At 31.6% G+C, this 22,259-nt stretch carries 19 protein-coding genes; 10 read left to right on the top strand and 9 right to left on the bottom strand.

The annotated features are described in order from the left end of the window. The first annotated feature begins 193 nt into the window (after positions 1–193). Positions 194–1,414, top strand: a complete 1,221-nt coding sequence (locus tag B2U95_RS15045; RefSeq protein WP_296317586.1) for a hypothetical protein — start codon at positions 194–196, stop codon at positions 1,412–1,414. Positions 1,415–1,421: 7 nt separating this feature from the next. On the opposite strand, the gene B2U95_RS15040 is transcribed toward B2U95_RS15045, so the two are convergent. Further along, entirely contained in the window at positions 1,422–2,771 is a 1,350-nt protein-coding gene (locus B2U95_RS15040) for a DEAD/DEAH box helicase (RefSeq protein ID WP_296317584.1), read from the bottom strand. Positions 2,772–2,811: 40 nt separating this feature from the next. Next, positions 2,812–3,702 (bottom strand): aldose 1-epimerase family protein, encoded by an 891-nt coding sequence (locus B2U95_RS15035; protein ID WP_296317583.1) that lies wholly within the window; start codon positions 3,700–3,702, stop codon positions 2,812–2,814. Between the two features lie 78 nt (positions 3,703–3,780). On the opposite strand from B2U95_RS15035, the gene B2U95_RS15030 reads away from it, so the two are divergent. Further along, positions 3,781–5,076, top strand: a complete 1,296-nt coding sequence (locus B2U95_RS15030) for an anthranilate synthase component I family protein (protein WP_296317580.1) — start codon at positions 3,781–3,783, stop codon at positions 5,074–5,076. On the opposite strand, the gene B2U95_RS15025 is transcribed toward B2U95_RS15030, so the two are convergent. Next, on the bottom strand, positions 5,077–5,766 hold the full coding sequence (locus B2U95_RS15025; protein WP_296317578.1) for a hypothetical protein: 690 nt from the start codon (positions 5,764–5,766) through the stop codon (positions 5,077–5,079). It abuts the gene before it with no gap. A 119-nt stretch (positions 5,767–5,885) separates the two neighbouring features. Here B2U95_RS15025 and tilS point away from each other — a divergent pair, with 119 nt between their 5' ends. The 4 genes from tilS (at position 5,886) to B2U95_RS15005 (ending at position 11,953) form a co-directional block, all read left to right on the top strand. Beyond that, the gene (tilS, locus tag B2U95_RS15020) at positions 5,886–7,205 is read left to right on the top strand and encodes a tRNA lysidine(34) synthetase TilS (RefSeq protein ID WP_296317576.1); all 1,320 of its coding nucleotides are present in this window, start codon (positions 5,886–5,888) and stop codon (positions 7,203–7,205) included. After that, positions 7,202–8,824, top strand: a complete 1,623-nt coding sequence (gene ade / locus B2U95_RS15015; protein WP_296317574.1) for an adenine deaminase — start codon at positions 7,202–7,204, stop codon at positions 8,822–8,824. The genes tilS and ade overlap by 4 nt, the downstream gene beginning before the upstream one ends. A gap of 216 nt (positions 8,825–9,040) precedes the next feature. Beyond that, on the top strand, positions 9,041–10,837 hold the full coding sequence (locus B2U95_RS15010) for a CocE/NonD family hydrolase (protein ID WP_296317590.1): 1,797 nt from the start codon (positions 9,041–9,043) through the stop codon (positions 10,835–10,837). A 156-nt stretch (positions 10,838–10,993) separates the two neighbouring features. Beyond that, positions 10,994–11,953 carry a YheT family hydrolase gene (locus B2U95_RS15005; protein WP_296317572.1) on the top strand — a complete coding sequence of 320 codons (960 nt, stop codon included), beginning with the start codon at positions 10,994–10,996 and terminating at the stop codon, positions 11,951–11,953. A gap of 56 nt (positions 11,954–12,009) precedes the next feature. Here the strand turns inward: B2U95_RS15005 and B2U95_RS15000 are convergent, their stop codons facing one another. The 4 genes from B2U95_RS15000 to B2U95_RS14985 all read right to left on the bottom strand — a co-directional run bounded on the left by B2U95_RS15000 (position 12,010) and on the right by B2U95_RS14985 (position 16,008). Beyond that, entirely contained in the window at positions 12,010–12,645 is a 636-nt protein-coding gene (locus tag B2U95_RS15000) for a DUF937 domain-containing protein (RefSeq protein ID WP_296317571.1), read from the bottom strand. Between the two features lie 106 nt (positions 12,646–12,751). Continuing rightward, positions 12,752–13,702: a D-2-hydroxyacid dehydrogenase gene (locus B2U95_RS14995; RefSeq protein ID WP_296317569.1), complete on the bottom strand. Its 951-nt coding sequence runs from the start codon at positions 13,700–13,702 to the stop codon at positions 12,752–12,754. 107 nt (positions 13,703–13,809) lie between these two features. Continuing rightward, positions 13,810–14,871, bottom strand: coding sequence for a 3-phosphoserine/phosphohydroxythreonine transaminase (gene serC / locus B2U95_RS14990; protein ID WP_296317567.1), 1,062 nt, complete (start codon positions 14,869–14,871; stop codon positions 13,810–13,812). Positions 14,872–14,949: 78 nt separating this feature from the next. Then, complete coding sequence (locus B2U95_RS14985; RefSeq protein WP_296317564.1) at positions 14,950–16,008, bottom strand: acyl-CoA reductase; 1,059 nt, start codon at positions 16,006–16,008, stop codon at positions 14,950–14,952. Positions 16,009–16,083: 75 nt separating this feature from the next. Between B2U95_RS14985 and B2U95_RS14980 the strand changes: the two genes are divergently transcribed. Next, the gene (locus B2U95_RS14980) at positions 16,084–16,437 is read left to right on the top strand and encodes a 4Fe-4S dicluster domain-containing protein (RefSeq protein ID WP_296317562.1); all 354 of its coding nucleotides are present in this window, start codon (positions 16,084–16,086) and stop codon (positions 16,435–16,437) included. Between the two features lie 72 nt (positions 16,438–16,509). Here B2U95_RS14980 and B2U95_RS14975 read toward each other — a convergent pair whose 3' ends face one another. Both B2U95_RS14975 and B2U95_RS14970 read right to left on the bottom strand, forming a co-directional pair. After that, entirely contained in the window at positions 16,510–17,622 is a 1,113-nt protein-coding gene (locus tag B2U95_RS14975; protein WP_296317560.1) for a carboxypeptidase-like regulatory domain-containing protein, read from the bottom strand. Between the two features lie 126 nt (positions 17,623–17,748). After that, positions 17,749–18,435 (bottom strand): Crp/Fnr family transcriptional regulator, encoded by a 687-nt coding sequence (locus tag B2U95_RS14970; RefSeq protein ID WP_296317558.1) that lies wholly within the window; start codon positions 18,433–18,435, stop codon positions 17,749–17,751. A gap of 159 nt (positions 18,436–18,594) precedes the next feature. Here B2U95_RS14970 and B2U95_RS14965 point away from each other — a divergent pair, with 159 nt between their 5' ends. From B2U95_RS14965 to B2U95_RS14955, 3 genes are all read left to right on the top strand, one after another. Beyond that, on the top strand, positions 18,595–19,776 hold the full coding sequence (locus B2U95_RS14965; protein ID WP_296317557.1) for an acyl-CoA dehydrogenase family protein: 1,182 nt from the start codon (positions 18,595–18,597) through the stop codon (positions 19,774–19,776). A 96-nt stretch (positions 19,777–19,872) separates the two neighbouring features. After that, entirely contained in the window at positions 19,873–20,919 is a 1,047-nt protein-coding gene (locus B2U95_RS14960; protein ID WP_296317555.1) for a peptidoglycan bridge formation glycyltransferase FemA/FemB family protein, read from the top strand. 444 nt (positions 20,920–21,363) lie between these two features. Then, positions 21,364–21,741 (top strand): hypothetical protein, encoded by a 378-nt coding sequence (locus tag B2U95_RS14955; protein ID WP_296317553.1) that lies wholly within the window; start codon positions 21,364–21,366, stop codon positions 21,739–21,741. Positions 21,742–22,259: the final 518 nt, after the last annotated feature.

Here is a 22,259-nt window from a genome sequence, read left to right as displayed (position 1 = left end):
ATTTTAATGGTGTAATAATAAATTGCTTATTTTTTTTAAATAAAAACAGCATCATATTGTGACTTCTTTCAACGTAGTGTGTCTTAATGAGTGATTGATTTTTTGTAAACGAACTAATAAAACAAATTGACAACCAAAGCTGTTCACACCCTAACCGATGCAATGCTTGTTCTAACAATTTGAAACGAAATCAATGAAAAAAAATCTGCTTTATGCCTTAGTAATAATAATTTTTATACCTCGTGTAAAAGCACAAGAAGTATTAGTACCGATTAGAGAACAAAACAAATTTGGATTATCAACTTTAAACAAAAATCTTAAAGTAAAACCAATTTATGATAAAATAGATTTTGGCATTAGACCAAAATATTTCGTAGGTTTTAAAAATAAAAAGGATAATTTGTTTGTAACGACTCTTTTAAATAATGAGAAGGTAATAATTGAAGATCAGCCCTATTTTGATTATAGTATTTATGATAATCTTATAGTAGCTATAGATACAACTTCAACTAAAACAGGGAAATCACATAATTTATTTTATAACGAAAAATCACATTTATATACTAAAGACGGTAAATTACTAACCCCAAATTATAATGCTCTTGTTTCAATCTATGAAGATGCAAGTAAAATCAAACCAACAACAGATTTAATTGTCCTTTTTAAAGATTTCAATGATAAATTTAGTCTTAAAATATATGACACTAAAGAACAACACTTTACCAAAACTTTATTAGATAACGTTGATGACTTTGATTTTTTAAATGACGATCAAATGTTTTGGGCTTTAGAATCCCTAAAACTGACCTATACAAAAGCTGATGTATATGGTAGAATGGAAATTAAACTTATCGATGGGGCATTTGAAATTTTATCAGACATTAAAAAATCTATAAGTCAAAAGCCTAAAAAAAGAGATTACTATTATGATGATTTAGAAGTGCCAGAAGATTTAGACAAATCTAAACGCAAAATAAAAAGTCCCGAAAGTGATTCTATATCTAAAACATTAACTGAAGTAAGTATTATAAAAAACCATAAAAATTTCTTGGATACGGATTTCTTGTATTTTGAAGATAATTGGTATGGTAAAAAAGACTACAGTCTTGGTTTTAAGTCTGGCAAAGTAGGCTTAATAGATAATAAACAAGGGAAATATATACTACCAGCTGAATATGATGAAATCTATAAAGTATCTTATTTTGCTGCTTTTGTAATAAAGAAAAACAATAAATACGGATTATTCTTTTCTTTTACAAACGAAATTATCGAACCTATTTTTGATGACTTCCCTGTTGTTGTAAGAAAACAATATAAAGATCTAGGCTATGATTTAGTAGCATTATTTGATGCGGAAACTAAAAAATTAAAATACTATGCCACTTTTAATGGTGTAATTTTTGTTTTAGAATAAATTCTCACTACTTCTTATTACGTCTATTATAGTTCTTATCTCCTCTAGTTTGTGGCTTTTTATATTTTGCTGCAATTTTAAATTTATAAGAACCACCTAAGTTTTCTTTCTGATTCTTTTCAGATTTTTCGTGAAAAGCTGGTCCAGGCGCATCTTCATCACGTCGTTTAATGGGATTGTAACGTTCTTTAATTTCATCACGCTCTTCATCAATAAGTTCTGCAGAAATCTCAACAGCATCAGGAATATCTAAAGTATCAATACGCATTTGCATAAGTTCTTCAAGACTTTCTCGTCCTTGTTGTTCCTTTTCAGTACTAAATAATAAAGTATGTCCTTCTTTTTCCGCACGACCAGTTCGACCAATTCTGTGCATATAGTTTTCAGGATAATCAGGTGTGTCAAAATTAATAACATGAGAAATACCTTCAATATCCAAACCACGAGCCATAACGTCTGTAGCAATAAGTAGTCGATTTTCACCTTCTCTAAACTGCTCAATACTTCTAAGCCTATAATTTTGAGTTTTATTAGAATGAATAACACAAGATTGGTTAGGAAATAATTCTTCTAACTTATCAAATAAGCGATCTGCCATTCTTTTGTATGCTACAAAAATCAATACTTTCGAAAAGTCTTCTTTATCTTGAAGTAAGTATTCAAGCAAATTAACTTTTGTGTAAAAATTAGGAACATTATAACGCTCTTGCTTAATGTTTTCTAGTGGAGTACCAGAAACAGCAATAGCTATTTTTTCAGGATTAATAAAAAAGTCTGTAATTAAATCATCTACATCTTTTGTCATCGTTGCAGAAAACATAATATTCTGTCGACGTTCTGGGAGAATATCAAAAATATTTAATAACTGATGTCTAAAACCTAAATCTAGCATTACATCAACTTCATCGATTACTAATTTCTGAATAGATTTTAGTTGTAAAACGCGACTCACTGCTAAATCATACAAACGACCTGGTGTAGCCACAATGATATCTTGCCCTTGGGCAACAGCCTGTTTTTGTGTATTAATATTAGTGCCACCGTAAACGCCTAAAACACGATTATTAATATATTTAGAAAGTTTTTCGATTTCGCTAACTACTTGGACTACAAGTTCTCGTGTTGGTACTAAGATTAAAACCCTAGGGTTTTCTTGTTGAGAGTAGCTAAGATTACGTAGTATAGGTAACATATATGCAAAAGTCTTACCTGTACCAGTTTGAGCAATACCAACAACATCTTTACCAGATGCAACAACACTAAATGACTCTGCTTGTATAGGAGTTGGAGTTATAAAACCCAAATCGTCTATAGCGTTATATAAAGGTGTATTTAAGTTTAAGTCGTTAAAAGTCACGGTGTATAATTTTGCTGCAAAGCTACTATTTATAATCTACTTACACTAAATGCCTTTTGTCTATTTCTATGCTATAACTAGCATTAAAAATTTCGTTAACATTAAGTGCTACAATACCTTCTTTGTTTTCGATTTTTTTATCTGTGGTTTCTGAATCGGCAATACCTAACCAAGGCTCAATACAAATATAAGGAGCGTTTTGTTTTGCCCAAATTCCTAAAAAAGGAAAGTCCTTAAAATTCACAGATATAATAGGACCTTTACTTTTATGTTTTAAAATGACTTTACGTGATTTTAAATCCTTAAAAATAAGTGCATCTTCATTAAATAAATCTCCATGAAGTTTTATCTCGTTCTCATTAATAAACACAGTCTTAGTTTTATTTGATACTAGACCAGTTTCCATATTCAATAAATAAGATTCGCTAGTTTCAGAATTTTCAAACTCTAGGCTATAATCTGTGTATTTCTCATCTTTATATAAAGGACAATTAAAGGCGGGATGTCCACCAACTGAAAAATACAACGTTTTTGTATCTGTATTTTTAACCTTATGATTTATAGTTAAAGTATTATTTATTAATGTGTAAGAGATTTCAAATTCAAATAAAAAGGGATACATTTTATACAACACATCATTAGAATTTAATTGAAACGTAATATTTGTTTCACATGAATTTTTAACAATAAAGTCTTCATTTTTTCTAACAAACCCGTGTTTAGTCATTGGGTACGTATTATTGTTATAAATATAAGAATCGTCTTTTAGAGACCCTATAATAGGAAAAAGGTTAGGAGCATGGCTTCCCCAAATATTAGAATCTGCTTGCCACATAAACTCAATAGTGTTTTTTTTAGAGGTTACTGATGAAAGTTCTGCTCCTATTGATTTTATTTTAACTTGAAGTAAATCGTTTTGTAAAACGTACATTATTTTGTTTTCAGAAATATACAAATTTGATGTTATTAAAAAGTATTCTCATTATTTTTACACATATTCATTTTTCTATTGAGAACTACCAAAATTCATTTTCCTAAAAATTCAGATAATTTTAAAGAACAGTTGCTGCTTTGGAGTCAACAATTTGATGATGTCGTTTGGTTAGATTCAAACCAACATAATGATAAGTATAGTAACTATGATGCCGTGTTAGCAGTAGATGCATTCACTGTAATTAAAACAACTTATTTTGATGCTTTTGAACGCTTACAAGAATATCAATCATCAATAAACGATTGGATTTTTGGTTATCTTACTTACGATTTAAAAAACACCACCGAAAGCTTGAAATCTGAGAATTTTGATGGTTTAGATTTTCCTGATTTATATTTTTTTCAACCAAAAAAGCTCTTTTTATTTAAAGGTAATCAAGTTGAAATTCAATATTTAAAAATGGTAGATGACGAGATTGAAATTGATTTAAAAAACATAGAATCGACCAATACGTCTTTCCAAATTGAGAAGACTCAGAACCCAATTAAAATAAAACTCCGAATTCATAAAGACGAGTATTTTAATAAAGCGAATACTATGTTAGCGCATATCCAAAGAGGTGATATTTATGAAGCTAATTTTTGTCAGGAATTTTATGCAGAAAATAGCACGATTAATCCTTTAGAAACTTTTAAAAGACTGAATGTAATTTCTAAACCACCTTTTGCAACTTTTATGAAAGTTGAAGACAAATACTTACTGTCTGCAACTCCAGAGCGCTACATAAAAAAAGAAGGTAATGCCATAATTTCACAGCCTATAAAAGGAACAGCTAAACGTTCTATTGATAAAATTGAGGATTTAAAACTTGTAGAAAATTTATTTAAAGACGAAAAGGAGCGGAGTGAAAACATAATGATAGTCGATTTAGTGCGAAATGATTTATCTCACACAGCAGAAAAGGGTAGCGTAAAAGTAGAGGAGCTGTGTAAAGTCTATTCATTTTTACAGGTGCATCAGATGATCTCTACAATTACATCCAAAGTAAATGCAGATACAAACCCAGTTGATATTTTAAAAACAACGTTCCCTATGGGAAGCATGACTGGAGCACCAAAAATATCAGCCATGAAAATTATTGAAGATTTAGAAGAAACCAAACGTGGCTTATATTCTGGTTCAGTAGGTTACTTTAAACCTAATGGAGACTTTGATTTTAACGTTATTATAAGGAGTATTCTCTATAACGAAACCAAGCAATATATTTCGTATTCTGTTGGTAGTGCAATTACTTCAAAAAGTGATCCAAAAAAAGAATATGAAGAATGCCTTATAAAAGCCAAAGCTATGCGCGAGGTTTTAGAAAATTAACTATTCTAGATTTCGTCTAAAACTCTTCTTTACTTTGTCAAAAATGAGTTGAACACGTTTGGTTTCAATATTTTTTATTTTAGAAATATCTTCAAAATTTAGATTTCCAAAAATGTATAAATCTACAATGTTTGAAACATTAATCGGTAGCCAATTGTAAAAACGACCAAACACTTTTGGTGACTGCGTTACAGATAAGTCTTCCAATTCAAAAGCTTTTAAAATAGAGGTTTCTTTGTCGGCATATAAATATAAATGGGTATTATGATCTTGCTTGTATGAAATATCACTTAACTCTGTATTTAATATTAAATCTAAGTCGGCATCAATGGTGTAATCTTCACTTAACTTTGAAAGTTCGTCCTTTAAAATTGTATCCGTACTAATTGTCTTTTTATGGTAAGCTTCTTTTTTAAAGAGCGCGTTCATATAATTATCCACGATTTTAAAAAGTTCTAATTTAACAGCTATTATTTCAGCTTCAATATTAAAACCATGACTATATAATTCGATAATACTTTCATCAATCATGCCAGTAGAAGAGTACATGTTTTTAGGTAAAATACCTGTGGACTCAGCAATATATATTCTATGTTTTACATAAGGATATAAATGTTGTACTACAGTAAGTACCTTTTTATCGAAAGCAGTTTGTGCAGATTTTGACGATAATTCTTTAAAAGTGCTCATAAAACTATGTTTTAAAATATTCGTTTAAAGCTATTTATTAATATAATGATTTTTTATGACTATTATCATTTTGTTAGGATCAAAATTGTGAGCTTTCGTCATTGTTGTATCTTTACCTAATGCTTAAAGCCTTTAAAAAACATATTGATACTACCTTAGAGTTCTTATTAAAAAAACGGCTAATAATCGCTATTTCTGGTGGATTAGATAGTGTTGTTTTGGCTCATTTATGTAAGAGTTTAAGCTTAAATTTTGCTTTGGCCCATTGTAACTTTAACCTAAGAGCTGAAGAAAGTAATACAGACGAAGATTTTGTTTTAGAATTGGCTGATCAATTAGAGGTTGAAGTGTTTATCCAAAATTTTGACACACAAGCTTACGCAGACCAAAACAAACGCTCTATACAAATGGCTGCACGAGAATTGCGTTACGATTGGTTCAATGAATTAGCAACACAATTACAATTCGATTATATCCTCACAGCACATCACGCAGATGATAATCTCGAAACCTTTTTAATTAATTTTACAAGAGGTACAGGTTTAAATGGTTTAACAGGAATTCCTGTAGTGAATGATAATATTGTGAGACCGATGTTACCTTTCTCTAGAGAGACTATTGAAGCTTACGCAAGAGCGCATGCTATAAATTGGAGAGAGGATAGTAGTAATTCCTCACGAAAGTATTTAAGAAATAAATTGCGTCATGAGGTAGTTCCAATTCTTAAAGAAATTAATCCTCAACTATTAGATAGTTTACAGAATACATTAGAAAACCTAAATGATACAGCAGATATTGTAGAAGAAAGCCTTGACGCCGTTTTAAAACGCGCAATTACAAATATTGATGAAAACGGAATCACTTTTAAAATTTCAGATTTTAGCAAGTTGAATAATCCAAAAGCTTATTTATTTGAAATGTTTAAGACTTATGGCTTCACACAGTGGAATGATATTGTGAACTTACTTGATGCGCAGTCTGGTAAGCAAGTGTTATCAAATTCTCATCGTCTAATAAAACATCGCGAGCATTTAATATTGACTGAAATTAAAGAAGGAATTCAAGATGCTATTACACTGAGTGACGTCGAAGTACAAAGTGGTGCAAAAGACACTGATTTAGGTGAGTTTTCCTTTGAAGATGTTATTTTAATTGATAGTGGATCAAAAAATAAAATTTATATTGATAAAAACAAACTCACTTTTCCACTAGAATTAAGACTTTGGAAAGAAGGAGATTACTTTCATCCAATTGGAATGAAAGGGAAAAAGAAAATCAGTAAATATCTTAAAGATGAAAAGCTGTCTTTAATAGAAAAGGAGAAAACGTGGCTGCTGATCTCAAACGATAAAGTAGTTTGGGTAGTTGGAAAACGTGCAGACAACCGTTTTAGAGTAACAGAAACAACTAAAAGTATTTTAAAAATAGAATTGAATTGATTTTAAAAGGAAACATAGTAGATATCTCAAATAGAAGAATCTTCAAAGGTAAAGTTACCATTGAAAACGGTAAAATTAAAACTATTGAAGAGAAACATTGCGAAGAAAACTATTACATCTTGCCTGGTTTTGTAGATGCACATATTCATATTGAAAGTTCAATGTTGGTGCCTTCTGAGTTTGCTAAAATTGCTGTAAAACATGGAACTGTTTCAACAGTATCTGATCCTCACGAAATCGCTAACGTTCTCGGAGTAGCAGGTGTAGAGTTTATGATTAAAAACGGAAAACAAACACCTTTTAAATTTAATTTTGGTGCACCATCTTGTGTGCCAGCCACAAGTTTCGAATCTGCTGGTTCAGTCATAGATTCAGATGCTATTAAAGATTTAATGGCAAATCCTGATATTAAGTATTTAGCCGAAATGATGAATTATCCTGGAGTTATTTACGATGATGATGAAGTTCTTAAAAAGCTATACTGGGCAAAACAGTATAAAAAGCCTATCGATGGACATGCACCAGGATTACGAGGAGACGATTTAACTAAATATATCTCAGCCGGAATCTCGACAGACCACGAATGTTTTACTTATGATGAAGCTTTAGAAAAGCTTCAAAAAGGCATGAAAGTTATTATAAGAGAGGGTAGTGCCGCTAAAAATTTTGAAGCTTTAATTGATTTATTAGATGAGCATTATGATAATATGATGTTTTGTAGCGACGATAAACATCCTGATGATTTATTGCTTGGTCACATTAATCAATTATGTGCAAGAGCTGTGGCAAAAGATAATGATGTATTTAAAGTCCTTCAAACAGCGTGTGTAAACCCAGTGAGCCATTATAATTTAGATGTTGGCTTATTAAACGTTGGTGATGCTGCTGATTGCATTATAGTTGAAGATTTAAAAGATTTTAAAACGCTTCAAACTATTATAAATGGTGTGCTAGTTTATGATAAAGGTATTTCAAAAATTGCACATATCGAATTTAAAAATCTAAACAACTTCAATACAGATAAGAAAAAAGTTTCTGATTTTGGGTTAGAATCTAATGCAAAACAAATTAGAGTAATTGAATGCTTAGACGGTGAATTAGTAACTAAAGAAATTATTGTAAACGCTACGATTAATAATGGTAATTTAGTTTCAAATACAGAAACTGATGTTCTAAAAATAGTAGTAGTTAATCGATATCAGAATGATAAACCAGCCATTGCATTTATCAAAAACTTCGGACTTAAAGAAGGTGCAATTGCAAGTTCAGTTGGCCACGATTCGCATAATATTATTGCTATTGGTGTTTCTGATGAAGCCATTTGTAAAGCAGTTAATCTTCTAATAGCTAATGAAGGTGGTATTTGCGCAGTGTCTAATTCTGAAGAAAAAGTAGTTGCACTTCCTGTGGCAGGAATTATGAGTGATCAAAATGCTGAAACTATTGGTAAACAGTATTCAGAATTAGATAGCATGGCAAAACAATTAGGAAGTAAGCTTCATGCACCATATATGAGTTTATCGTTTATGGCATTATTGGTAATTCCGGCTTTAAAACTGAGTGATAAAGGCTTGTTTAATGGAAGTACATTTGAATTTACACCATTAGAAGTATCTTAAACTCATACCATTAAACAGAGCCATTTTTTATGGTTATTTCATCTCTAGATAAGGTTACTAAAAGCTTGTAATTATAATATTCAAATGTACTACCTTTAAGCCTTTAAAAATTAAATTTATATGATAGTATTTCAACGTATTTCACTTATTCTAATTGCGTTCTTAACATTTTTAGGCTGTAAACCATCAGATGAACTACTTGCAAAAGCCACAACAATGGAACAAGTTGAAGTGGTTTACAATTCAAAAGATAATTACACCAAAAAAGAGGTGATGATAGAAATGCGTGATGGTATTAAATTACATACTACCATTTATACGCCCAAAGACACATCTAAGACCTACCCAATGCTAATGATGCGAACACCTTATAGTTGTAAACCCTATGGGGAAAATCAATTTAAAACTAAAATAGGACCAAATAAATACCTCATGCAAGAAGGTAATATTATGGTATACCAAGATGTTAGAGGACGCTGGAATAGTGAAGGAGTTTACGATAATATGCGTGCTTATATTCCTAATAAAACAGGAACACAATTTGACGAAGCAAGCGATACTTATGACACTATTGAATGGTTAGTTAATAATGTAGAGTATAATAACGGAAATGTTGGTACATACGGAATTTCATATCCAGGATTTTATGCTACCTATTCGTTATTAGATTCACACCCTGCATTAAAAGCAGTATCACCACAAGCTTGTATTGGTGATTTCTTTTTTGATGATTTTATTCATAATGGTGCTTTTTTATTAAGTTACTGGAGAGCAACTTCTGTTTTTGGTTATATGAAAGATAAACCAACAAAACAAGCTTGGTATACGTTTCCAGATATTGGTACAGAAGATCAACATCAGTTTTTCTTAGATAATATGCCATTAAGTAAACTAAATCGTTTTTTTGGTGAAGACAATGTGTTTATGGAGCAAATAAAAACACATGTTAATTATGATGAGTTTTGGCAGAGTAGAGGTATTATTCAACATTTAAAAGATATTAAACCAGCAACGATGGTTGTTGGTGGCTTTTTTGATGCCGAAGATTTATATGGCCCTTTTAATACGTACAAGAGTATTGAAGCAAATAGCGATAATTATAATACTGTGGTTTTCGGACCTTGGAGTCATGGTGATTGGGCAAGATCTAGTGACCGACAAGTTGTAGGTAACATTCACTTTGGAGATGATATGTCTGATAATTTTCAGAAAAATATTGAAACTAAATTCTTTAATCATTTCTTAAAAGGTGAAGCTAACGGAGAAACTGGTTTAGCCGAAGCACAGATGTTTAATACTGGTACTAAAGCATGGGAATCGTTTGAAACTTGGCCACCAAAAAACACAACTAAAGAAAGCTATTTTATGCAACCTTATCAAAGTCTAACGACGTTGCCAAATAAAATGTACGCGACTTCAGATTTTGTAAGTGATCCTAAAAAACCAGTGCCATACACAGAAGATATTAAAGTGGGGTTTACACCACGAAAATTTATGACAGACGATCAGCGTTTTGCATCTAGACGACCAGATGTGTTAACCTTTGAAACCGAAGTTTTAGATGGTGATGTAACGCTTGCTGGAGATATTTTGGCAAAACTAAATGTTTCTACCACAGGTACTGCAGCTGATTGGATTGTAAAAGTGATTGATGTTTATCCTGCGGATACTAAAAATACAGATGATGTTCAAGATCATTTAAAATTAAGTAATTATCATATGATGGTGCGAAGCGAAGTATTAAGAGGGCGCTTTAGAAATAGTATGAGTAAGCCTGAACCATTTGTTCCAAACCAGAAAACAGCTGTTAACTTAAAGTTGCAAGATGTATTCCATACGTTTAAGAAAGGACATAAAATTCAGGTACAAATACAGAGCACATTTTTTCCTTATATAGATGCGAATCCACAAACGTATGTAGATAATATTTTTAAAGCTAAAGAAGAAGATTTTAAGGCTCAGACACATAAGGTCTTTAATGATTCTTCTATTGAGTTTAATGTACTTAAATAATTTTGTCACTTCGAGTGACTTTGAAGTATGAGAAATTGTATCGAGAAGCTTTTTATTTTTAATAATCAAATTAGAAAGTTCTCGATACAAAATTGCAAAAAAGCAATTTCACTCGAACTGACGTTGAACTTTATATTTTGATTTGAATTTTTAATAATGCCAATACTACAATCTACCTACAATCCACCATTTTGGGCAAAAACAAGTTTTGTGTCTACAGTCTTTTCTGGTATGGCCAGAAAGGTTAATGGAGTAGTGCAAACTAGAGAACGCATAGCATTACCAGATTCTGACTTTATCGATTTAGACTGGAGTTATGCATCAAAAAAAAGTAATAAGGTTATTATTTTGCTTCATGGTTTAGAAGGACATGCACAGCGACCTTACTTAACCGGTACTGCAAAACACTTTAATGATAATGGTATAGATGCTATTGGAGTCAATTTTAGAGGCTGCAGTGGCGAACCTAATTTGCTGTATCGTAGTTACCATTCTGGTGCAACGGAAGATTTAGATGCAGTTGTAAAGCATGTGTTGACTAAAAACCAATACGACGCTATTTATATAAAAGGCATAAGTTTAGGTGCTAATATGGCTCTAAAGTATGTTGGTGAGGAACGAAATTTACCACAAGAAGTAAAAGCGGTTATTGCTGTTTCAACACCATGCGATTTAAGAGGTTCTTGTGATGAATTATTAAGTTTTAAAAACAGACATTATTCAATTCGATTTTTAGACCATTTAAAACAAAAACTAAAACCTAAATTGATTCAATTCCCTAATAAAATTGACCTTACAGATTATAACTCAATTAAAACTTTAATAGACTTTGATCATGTTTATACATCCAAAGCTCATGGTTTTAAAGATGCTTTCGATTATTACGAAAAAGCAAGTTGTTTACAATTTCTACCAAATATTAAAGTACCCTCTTTAGTTATTAATGCGCTTAATGACTCTTTTTTATCAGCAGAATGTTATCCTGTTAAAGAAGCAAAGCAAAATTCGAATTTGTTTTTAGAAATACCAGAATATGGTGGACATGTAGGGTTTATTACTAAAGGGAATATTTACTATAATGAACAACGTGCTTTGGAGTTTGCAAATAATCAATAAATAGAAAAAGTAGCTCGGTTGAGCTGCTTTTTCTATTTATATACTTAATATATATTTTATTTACCGAATAAGCCACCAAGAAGACCGCCTAAAGCGTCTTTTTTGTTGCTTTCGCCTAATACCATACCTGCAACATCGTCGATAACGCTTCCGTCACCATCTGCATCTAATATTTTTTCTAAAAAGCTTTGCTCGTTTTTGGTTTCACTACCTCCAAGTGAACCACCTAAAAGTCCGCTAATATCACGTTGAGAACTCACGTTGTTTTGGTTAGCTTGTTTACCTAAAACACCCATTAATAAAGGTGCAGCTACTTTAAGAATATTTGCAACTGAACTAGTATCTAAACCAGATTTTTGTCCAATAAATTGTTCTACACCTTGTTGTTTTACACCTAATATATGACCTAAAATTTTAGAACCATCAGCTTTTACATTATCATCAACTCCACCACTAAATAAACCACTAAGGTTATCTAATATGCTACCATCATGCTTACTACTTAATGCTCCCATTAAGCCTTGAGCACCTTCTGGTGAAGAAGCGTTACGTTCCATAGCTTTCATAAGTACTGGTAAAGCCATAGTTAAAACACTACTTGTTTTGTTTTGATCTGTTCCTGTAGAATCAGAAACACCACTAATAATGGTTTTTCCTAAATCACTGTTTAATAAATCTAAAATTCCTGACATGTTGTTATATGATTAAGGTTAATAAAATTCAATTTTTTTAGGCACAAAAAAAGTCCTATGCAATTATAGGACTCATTTTTTATGCTTTGGTCACATTTTGAGACGTTTATCCCAAAATATTTATGATTTGTTCTGCTAATTCGGTACCAATTCTATCTTGTGCTTCATTTGTTGCAGCACCTGTATGTGGAGTTAATGATAACGCAGGATTCATTAATAACTGCATCTCTGGTTGTGGTTCTTTTTCAAAAACATCTAAAGCAGCTCTAGATACTTTACCGTTTTCAATAGCTTTAATCAAAGCTATTTCATCAACAACACCACCACGCGCTGCATTAGCTAATATAACGCCATCTTTCATTTGGTTAAATTCTTTTTCACCAATAACATACCCTTTTTGTGCTGGCACGTGAAGCGTTAAGAAATCAGCTTGTTTTAGAACCTCTTCTTTAGAAATAGTTTTAATTTCAAAGTTTACTTTTTGTCCATCGAAGAAATCTAATTGAAGATTTGCTTTTTCCATAAAAGGATCAAACGCAACAACTTTCATTCCTACACCAATGGCAACTTTAGCTGTGGCTTGTCCTATACGTCCAAAACCAAGAACACCTAATGTTTTTCCTTTTAATTCTGTGCCTTTGGCATAGGCTTTCTTTAGGTTCTTAAACTTGGTATCACCCTCTAAAGGCATATCCCTATTTGAGTTATGTAAGTAACGGGCTAAACCATAAAAATGACCAAAAACCAATTCTGCAACAGAATGCGACGACGCTGCAGGTGTGTTAATAACACTTAAGCCTTTAGAACGTGCATAGTCTACATCGATATTATCCATACCAACACCACCACGACCAATTATTTTTAGGCTATGGCAGTTGTCTATTATATTTTTTCTTACGGTTGTAGCACTTCTTACTAATAAAACAGAAATATCATTTTCGTTGATATACTTTTCTAATTGCTCTTGTGCTACTGTAGTTGTTAAAACTTCATATCCAGCGGCTTCTAATGCCTTGATTCCACTTTGAGAAACTCCATCGTTTGCTAATACTTTCATTGAAAAAACTCGTTTTTTCATTTCCGTAAAACGGAAATCTTATTAATTATAATTATTTATTACCTCAGTAAGTACTGCAAACTGCAACTGCCTACTATAAAATATTTTTAAGCTTTACTTTCTAATTCGCTCATCACTTCAACTAAAACCTTTACGCTATCTAATGATAAGGCATTGTACATTGATGCTCTGTAACCACCAACACTTCTATGTCCATTAAGACCGTTGATACCTGCTTCTTTCACCATGGCTTCAAAGGTTTCTTTGAGATTCTCGTTCTCTAATGTAAATGTTGCATTCATGTTAGAGCGATCTTCTTTTGCTGAGTAACCTTTAAATAGTGGGTTTAAATCAATTTCAGAATATATAAAATTTGCTTTCTTTTTGTTTTCTTTTTCAATTGCTTTAATGCCTCCTAGATCTTTTAGCCACTGTAAAGTCAACATAGTAACGTAAACAGGAAAAACAGGGGGTGTATTAAACATACTCCCTTTGCTAATATGTACTTTATAATCCATTATTGATGGAATTTTACGCGATACTTTACCTAAGATATCTTCTCTAACAACGACAAGTGTTGTACCAGCAGGACCCATATTTTTCTGAGCACCTGCATATATTAAATCGAATTTTGAAAAATCTAATTGACGCGAAAATATATCACTACTCATATCACATACCATAGGTATTGGTGATTTAGGGAAACTTTTCATTTGTGTACCAAAAATGGTATTATTAGATGTACAATGAAAATAATCATAATCTTCAGGAATTTCGTAACCTTTTGGTATATAATTAAAGTTTGCACTTTTTGAAGAGCCTACTTCGTAAACATCGTCATAAATTTTAGCTTCTTTAATCGCTTTGTCAGACCAAGTTCCGGTATTTAAATATCCAGCTCTCTTTTCTAATAAATTTAAAGCTACCATTAAGAATTGCATACTTGCACCACCTTGTAAGAATAACGCTTTGTAGCCTTTTCCTTCTAAACCTAAGAGTTCTAAAGCTAAAGATCTAGCGTTTTCCATAACATCAACAAAAGGTTTGCTACGATGCGAAACTTCTAGTAATGATAGGCCGTCATCAAAATCTAAAACCGCTGCTGCAGCTTGTTCCATTACTGATTTTGGTAATATGCATGGTCCTGCACTAAAATTATGTTTTTTCATAATGTTTGTTTGATTTTAACTAACACAAAGGTGCTAATTAATTGGCTATTATTTGTTACTAATTTGATAATTTTTACCCTATGTTTTTAACAAAAAGTCAACAGTATCTACGTTATCTGCATAATCCCAAAGCTGTGGTTTTTGCGTTTCACCGAAGTTAATTTCGTCTTCAGAGAATCCATCAGCGACAATACACTGAATATTATCTTTATTTTCTTTTAGTTGCTGTTGCAAATCTTCAATTGTATTATAGTATTCGTAAAATAGCGTTGCAATAGGAGAGGAGAAGCTTTCATCTTCTTTAATCATTAAGAAGCCATTCTCAAGCATCTCAAATTCACTCATTAAGTATACAGCCTTATTATAGTCGTAATTATTAGCGTATTTAGACTCGTTTATAATAGGATGCCATTTGTAAATCGCATTAAAAAAGGCATCAAAATTATAATCTTTTGGTATAAAGAATTTTGAAACATTTCTACAGCCTAACCCATAATATCTAAAGATGTCTTCTGATAATGCTTCGAGTTGCTCAGCGGATTCGTTGCCAGTTAATACTGCAACTGAGTTTCTGTTTTTTCTAATAATTGAAGGTTTATCTTTAAAGTAGTATTCAAAATAACGTGCGGTATTATTACTTCCTGTTGCGATTACCGCATCAAATTTTTCTAGTTTTTGTTCGGTGAATTTAATTTTTCCTTTAAATTGTGGTTCAACTATTTCTAAATATTTAGCTAAAAATGGGAGAAGATGCTTATCGTTTGAGGATTGTTTAACCAAAACATCATGTCCAGAAATAAGCACAGATAAAAAATCATGAAACCCAACTAATGGAATATTACCTGCCATTATTATAGCAACAGTATTAGGTTTAATAGCAATAAAGTTATAGTTGTTTATCCATTTGTCAATATTTCTATTAGTCAATGCATTAGACCAGGATTCTAAACTGAATGTAATATTCTTTTCTGTAAACCAACCATTATGCTCTTTGGCTAATTTTATTTGATGTTTAAATCCATCAAAAAACAAATCATTAGCTTCTATGTGGGCATTTTTAGTAGTACCATTTGTTGTAAATTGACTTAAGAATGCTCCTAATTTTACGAATGCGTTAATTCTTTGTTGTAAATCCATCTAGTGTTTGGTAATGCGCCATTTTGGCTTTATTTTTGTAATTGCAAATTTAAGGAATAAAAACAAAAAATTACTATGGCAATTATAATCACAGACGAATGTATTAATTGTGGAGCTTGTGAGCCAGAATGTCCAAATACTGCTATTTATGAAGGTGCTGACGATTGGCGTTATGCAGATGGTACAAGCTTAAAAGGAAAAATTGTGCTTCCAAATGGTAAAGAAGTAGATGCAGATGAAACGCAAGAGCCCATTAGTGACGAATTATATTATATATCACCAGACAAGTGTACGGAATGTATTGGCTTTCATGAAGAGCCACAATGTGCTGCTGTATGTCCAGTAGATTGTTGTGTACCAGATGATAACCTTGTGGAAACAGAAGAGGTTTTATCAGGTAAGCAGAAATTTATGCACCCTGAAGATTAAGAACTAAACTTTGAAACAAAATAAAAAACCCGAAGCATTACACTTCGGGTTTTTTTATAAGATTTTCTCATATTATAAATCTGATAACTCAAATACTAAATATTGTATAGATCTAGCAACGGCTTCAGACTGCTCAGGATTGTTTTTAGTATGGAATGACGCGTACAAAACACCTCCATCTCCATGCAAGAACGTGTAAGCTAACGACTTGTCTTCCGTTATAGTATTGTATTCTATAGAACCATTTAACCAAGGAATTACAGTGTCTTCATTATAGCTATCAACTACTTGCCATTGGGGAAGAAACTGATCTATGGTTACGGTATTATCTTCAATCACAATTCCAAAATTTAAATCTAACCAAGCCAATAAATCGTCATTAACTATCGTAGCCTCTGTAGATAGTGAAGTTCCTGATCGGTTTGGTTCGTAGAAGTCTAAATAATCTTCACCATTATTAGTAATGTCATCTAAATAGACAAAAGCATAATCTGTAGAATATAAAAGTCCACCGTTAGCCACATAATTAGTTAAGTTGCTGCTGAATTCTGTCTGACTTTCGTCTAGACCACAGTTTAAAAAGATAATATCGTAAGTTGCTAACAAATCTGGTGATGCAATTAAATCTGCAAAACTAAGATCTGTATTAGGTTCTAGTTGTGGATTAAATGTTCTGTTTCCTACTTCACTATGGTTGTGGTTGTTTTCACTAGACCTACCAAAACTCTCACCATCAATAATATCGAAAAGAGGTTCTTGAGTAAGGGGATTTACTAAACCAATATCATAAAGTACTGTTTCTATATTATCGTAACTACCAGTAACTACTGCTATATTTGGTAAATCTGTAATAGAAATATTTTCTAAATCGAAGTCTAAAATGCCATTTAAATCCTCTAGTGTAATAAATTGTGAAGCGGAGAACAAGCCTTTAGAAATTAGGACTTGGTAATCTCCTGCATCTAAATCACTAATTAAAAATTTACCTTCACTATCTGTAACGGTTTCTTTAATTACAAGTTCATCTTTAATAAGTTTTACTGTTGCTTTAGACACAGCATCTTCACCATTGGGTGTTAGAAATTTGCCAGAAACACTAAAGTCTCCAGAGGTAGTTTCAGATTGTTCTTTTGAGCAAGCGAAAGCTAAACTTAATGCGAGTAATAGGAGGATTGATTTTTTCATAGCGGTTGATTTTGAATAGGGTGGTTTATTATATAACAGATTGGTTTGTGTTTTTACTACTTTATAAAAAATGACTAACTTTTAGAAAGTCTTTAATTTCTATATTTTATAGTCTATTGTCTTTCTTTAAGTATTTGCTAAAATTATTATTTTTTTGAGGTTCGATATTTCGATACTTCGTTTATTAATTGTTATCAGTTTTTCTTCTTTAAACTCTTTAAGTAATCTTCCGAGACTTTCCCTTGCTGTACCTATAATATTTGCTAAATCTTCTCTAGGTAATATGATTTCTGATTTTTGAGTCCCTTCGTCATAGTATCTTTCATTTAGTATTATAAGATACAGCGCTAATCTTGCCCTTAAAGGCTTTTGAGCTAAAATTGTGATCGTATTTACTAGTACACCAAATTCATGACTTATATTTTGGATGAAAAGTAATTTTAGGTTTTCTATCGTTTCTAACAAATGGTCAATGTCTGTTTTGTTAATAAAAAGCACTTCGCAGTCCTCTAAAGCTTCGCAAGAGTCTTCATAGTGCTCATTAGCAAGTAAGGCGTGATAACCAAATAAATCTCCTTTTATATATATATAGAAAATCTGGTCCTTACCATATACTCCTGTCTTATAAATTTTTGCTTTTCCTTTCTTTATTAAGAAGAGACCTGTCGGAATTCCTTTTTCATAGAAAATGAGCTTTCCTTTCTTGAAAAAGAGCCTTTTTGCATGTTTTAAAAAATACAACCTCTCTTCTTTTGCTAGTGAGGATAGTATTTTGTCGCTATAAAAACGTAAACTATTGATTTCTAGTGACATATAAATTAAATGATTTACATCTAGTATAAATGTAACAATAATCACATTTATATGCAATTTATCTCATTTTATAAGGCTTAGAATTGATTTAATTTTAAAGTAATTATCCTCCCTTTTAACTATTAATAATATTCATACCCTTCCTAACAAGTTATAATTATGAATAATACATCTGCATTAAAAAATTTAAAAATGCTTCCGACGGATGCTGCGATTGAGATTTACAATCTTGCATTGGCTCACCGTGAGGAAACTGAAAACACACGAAGTCTTGCTCCTGCTATTGTAGAAAAGCTAAAAGATTTTGAATTATTTAGAATGGGTCTGCCAAGTTATCTCGGAGGATGGGAAGACAATCCAGTAGAGACACTAAAAGTCTATGAATTACTGAGTAGTGCAGAAGCTTCTGTCGCTTGGATTGTTTGGAACAATCACTTAGCATGCACTTTTGGCCGGTTTCTAGATGAAACGAGCATGAATGAAATATTTAATAACCCATCTCATTCTTATGCAAACTCAGCCCGCCCAGAAGGAGTTGCTGAGATTGTTACTGGTGGATACATGGTGTCTGGTCGGTGGTCTCTTGTATCTGGATGTGAGTTGGCCGATTGGTTTGCATTAAGATGCCTTGTAACCTCTGATGATTTACCTAAAAAACTAGGTCCTGGTGCTAAGTTGAAATTGTTTTTTATTCCAAAAAAAGATATAGAAGTGATTGATACGTGGAGCGTAGGAGGCCTCAAAGGGACTGGTAGTCACGATGTAGAAATTAAGAAGGCTTTTGTAAAGGAGGGATATACCGTAGATTTTACTAGTCCGGTTCACATCAATAATGCTTATAGTCGTTTACCTATAGGCTGTGTTAATGCCGCTGGTAATGCTGCAATGGCTTTAGGTTTGCTAAAATCAGCTACAGACGCGTTGGTTGAAATTTGCCTTGAGAGAGTTACTCCAGGAAAAAATCCTGATTTACGAGACAGACTAACCATACAAACTGCAATAGCAAAAAGTAAGACTATATTGAATGCTACGCGTTCGCAATTGCATAATTCTGTTTCAACTATATGGAATGAATCTCTAGAAAGTAACACCTATACAGATGAGCAATTAGCTGATGTATGGGCTGCTTCTTATAATGCAGCAACATCTGCAAAATCTATGTTATCTGAAATTTATTCAGTGGCAGGCACAGCTTCATTATATACTAAATCTCGAATTGAAAGAGCGCACAGAGATATTTTCGCTGTTCTTCAACATGGAATTATTCAACCTCATTGGATGAATCAAGCGGGAATGGCTTATCTCGGACTTACACCAACAGGAGCTATGTTTAGGACATAAACTTCAAACTATTTGTTGAATACTACTTTTTAAATTTTTTACTACTAATAATCACGTTAAGGCTAATAAAGTATTGGCTAATAAAAATGAAATATAATGATTGAAATTATAAGAGACAAATATCAGTGGTCTGAGCAATTATCCTTGGTTAAACAATTAGATTTTTACCACACTTACGACTACCATTACTTATCGAAAAAAGATAATGAGTTACCTATACTTATTAAATATACAGACGGTTTTACGTCATTACTTTTCCCGTTACTATTAAGAAATATTGAAAACTCAAACTATAAAGATGCCATATCTGTATATGGATATGCTGGATTATTAGCTCTTAATATAGACGAGAATTTCAAAAAAGAAAATTTTCACAACGAGCTTAATGCCTTCTTTAATGAGAATAAAATTGTAACTGTGTTTTCAAGACTTCATCCATTCTTAGATTGTCAGGAAACTATTCTAGATGAACTCGGAACTATCACTACTTTGGGCAAAGTGGTCTATAAAGATTTGAGTGATACTATTGAAAATCAGCGAGCACAATATAATAGACGATTAAAAACGTACTTAAATAAATCTCGTAGACTTTGTACAATAATAAAAGGTAAAATAGAAGATCACCTTGATTCTTTTATCAACTTGTATATTGAAAATATGAGACGAGTTATTGCAGATGCAAGCTATTTCTTTGATAAAGAATATTTTGTTCAACTTTTATCAAGTAGTGATTTTAATTCTGAATTTTCGCTATGTATACATAATGAATCACAAGAAATTATTGCAGGAGCAATTTTTATAAAAACAGGTAATATTGTTCAGTATCATTTATCGGGCCTTAGTGAAGACTATATGGATCTAAACCCAATTAAGCTCATTATTGATGACATGCGAATTAAGTCTACTAAAGAAGGCTATAAATATTTAAATCTAGGAGGTGGAAAAGGCAGCAAGGAAGATTCTCTTTTTAAATTTAAAAGTGGTTTTTCTAAAGACTTTAAAGACTTTAAAATATGGAAGTACGTAGTAGATGAAAATGCTTATAAATTATTAACTGAGAACCATCTTGGTTGTGAAATAGGAATTGCTTCTCAAAATAAAGACTTTTTTCCTGCTTATCGCTCAAAACTAGAGATGGTATAACAACTGTTACTAGCTTTAAGAATTAACGCTATTATGTAACGCTCGTAATTAATACCTTAGTTTTTGTCGTCTTAAAAAGATAAAGGACTAACTTATAAATATTTAACAGTTTGGTTTTTCCCACTACTGGTTTTTTTTACTCTAAGCCTTTGGCTTATCATTTTTGTTTCATTAGTAAGTGAAACATAAAATAAAAGTTTTAGTCAAGTGCTTAACTGAAAATTTAGTATTATTAACCCGTTGTGCATTTTAATAAAATTCGTCAATTGGAGTAAATTTTACGATTATAATGAGTAAAATTTGTATCGAGAATAGAATTTGTTACTCTAAATTGGTTCTCTACACGATTTTTATACCTCAAAATCACTCGAACTGACGTTCTAAATATGCTTTTAAGTTCAAAATGCACAACGGGTTATTATTAATAGTATTTATTTAAAGTATATGACATACCAAGATGTTTTTGTGGAGTTCTGGGAACACGTAAAAGAAAGTATTGCAGCAGGCACTTTTGCGAAATTAACTATGGCAAAAACCATAGGTAAACCGGAATTAAAAAATATATTTATAAGACCAATAAATACTGATGATGGTTTTAAGGTGATGCTTAAATATAGCTTTAGACTAAGAGAAACCGAAGATGTTGAAGAAGCGTTGACTTTAGAAGAAGCGTTACCTATTTTAAAATCACATTTAAAAACCCATTTTTTATCTGTTCTGTTATTTACCACAACTAAGGATGTTACTTTTAAAGTAAACAAGAAAGGTTTAGGTAGTATTGCAGAAAATCATCCAACATTTAAAAACGTAAAACAAGCATAAGATGCATTAAAATACGTGAAGTTACGTATTGATATTGCTGTCTAAAACGGCTAACTTTACTTAGTATTTGATGTAAGTTATTAAAACGGACTCATATCATAGGTTAGGCAGCATTAAAAACTGAGCAATAATAAAATTATATAGAATTAATAAGCTATTGGTTTTCAAAAAGTAAACATTCAATTTGAAAACAATACCAAAATAGTAATAAGGGAATGGATTAGCAAATTACAGACCAATTAGAAAGTTTAATTATAATAACCTTATTGAAGTCCTAAATATTAAGTGTGTTGCACTTATGAATTGAACTCAGCTAAATAAAAATTTAAACAAAAAAATGAAATATTTTAGTTGTCTTTTACACTAGTATTTATTACATGCCTTTTAAATTGTTCTGAGGAGAATATTTTATTCTTCACGAGAAGGTTATGGAGGTAAAATAAATATGCATGACGAATATGGCTTGACTAGATCTGGCACCTATAGTTTAGTAAAATTTAGAAGATTTTCAGATAATT

Origin of the sequence: Winogradskyella sp. UBA3174 (genome assembly GCF_002364335.1) — a bacterium.
In the GTDB taxonomy this organism is placed as follows: Bacteria; Bacteroidota; Bacteroidia; order Flavobacteriales; family Flavobacteriaceae; genus Winogradskyella.
The sequence above is the reverse complement of the archived record's forward strand: the minus strand, read 5'-3'. Positions and strand labels throughout refer to the sequence as shown.

Excerpts from the sequence above, each read along its gene's own strand:
- serC (WP_296317567.1), bottom strand. The coding sequence starts at position 14,871 with ATGAAAAAACATAATTTTAGTGCAGGACCATGCATATTACCAAAATCA.
- B2U95_RS15035 (WP_296317583.1), bottom strand. The coding sequence starts at position 3,702 with ATGTACGTTTTACAAAACGATTTACTTCAAGTTAAAATAAAATCAATA.
- B2U95_RS14980 (WP_296317562.1), top strand. The coding sequence starts at position 16,084 with ATGGCAATTATAATCACAGACGAATGTATTAATTGTGGAGCTTGTGAG.
- B2U95_RS14965 (WP_296317557.1), top strand. The coding sequence starts at position 18,595 with ATGAATAATACATCTGCATTAAAAAATTTAAAAATGCTTCCGACGGAT.
- tilS (WP_296317576.1), top strand. The coding sequence starts at position 5,886 with ATGCTTAAAGCCTTTAAAAAACATATTGATACTACCTTAGAGTTCTTA.
- B2U95_RS14960 (WP_296317555.1), top strand. The coding sequence starts at position 19,873 with ATGATTGAAATTATAAGAGACAAATATCAGTGGTCTGAGCAATTATCC.
- B2U95_RS14995 (WP_296317569.1), bottom strand. The coding sequence starts at position 13,702 with ATGAAAGTATTAGCAAACGATGGAGTTTCTCAAAGTGGAATCAAGGCA.
- B2U95_RS15025 (WP_296317578.1), bottom strand. The coding sequence starts at position 5,766 with ATGAGCACTTTTAAAGAATTATCGTCAAAATCTGCACAAACTGCTTTC.
- B2U95_RS14975 (WP_296317560.1), bottom strand. The coding sequence starts at position 17,622 with ATGAAAAAATCAATCCTCCTATTACTCGCATTAAGTTTAGCTTTCGCT.
- B2U95_RS15045 (WP_296317586.1), top strand. The coding sequence starts at position 194 with ATGAAAAAAAATCTGCTTTATGCCTTAGTAATAATAATTTTTATACCT.
- B2U95_RS14955 (WP_296317553.1), top strand. The coding sequence starts at position 21,364 with ATGACATACCAAGATGTTTTTGTGGAGTTCTGGGAACACGTAAAAGAA.
- B2U95_RS14970 (WP_296317558.1), bottom strand. The coding sequence starts at position 18,435 with ATGTCACTAGAAATCAATAGTTTACGTTTTTATAGCGACAAAATACTA.
- B2U95_RS15010 (WP_296317590.1), top strand. The coding sequence starts at position 9,041 with ATGGAACAAGTTGAAGTGGTTTACAATTCAAAAGATAATTACACCAAA.
- B2U95_RS15005 (WP_296317572.1), top strand. The coding sequence starts at position 10,994 with ATGCCAATACTACAATCTACCTACAATCCACCATTTTGGGCAAAAACA.
- B2U95_RS14985 (WP_296317564.1), bottom strand. The coding sequence starts at position 16,008 with ATGGATTTACAACAAAGAATTAACGCATTCGTAAAATTAGGAGCATTC.
- B2U95_RS15000 (WP_296317571.1), bottom strand. The coding sequence starts at position 12,645 with ATGTCAGGAATTTTAGATTTATTAAACAGTGATTTAGGAAAAACCATT.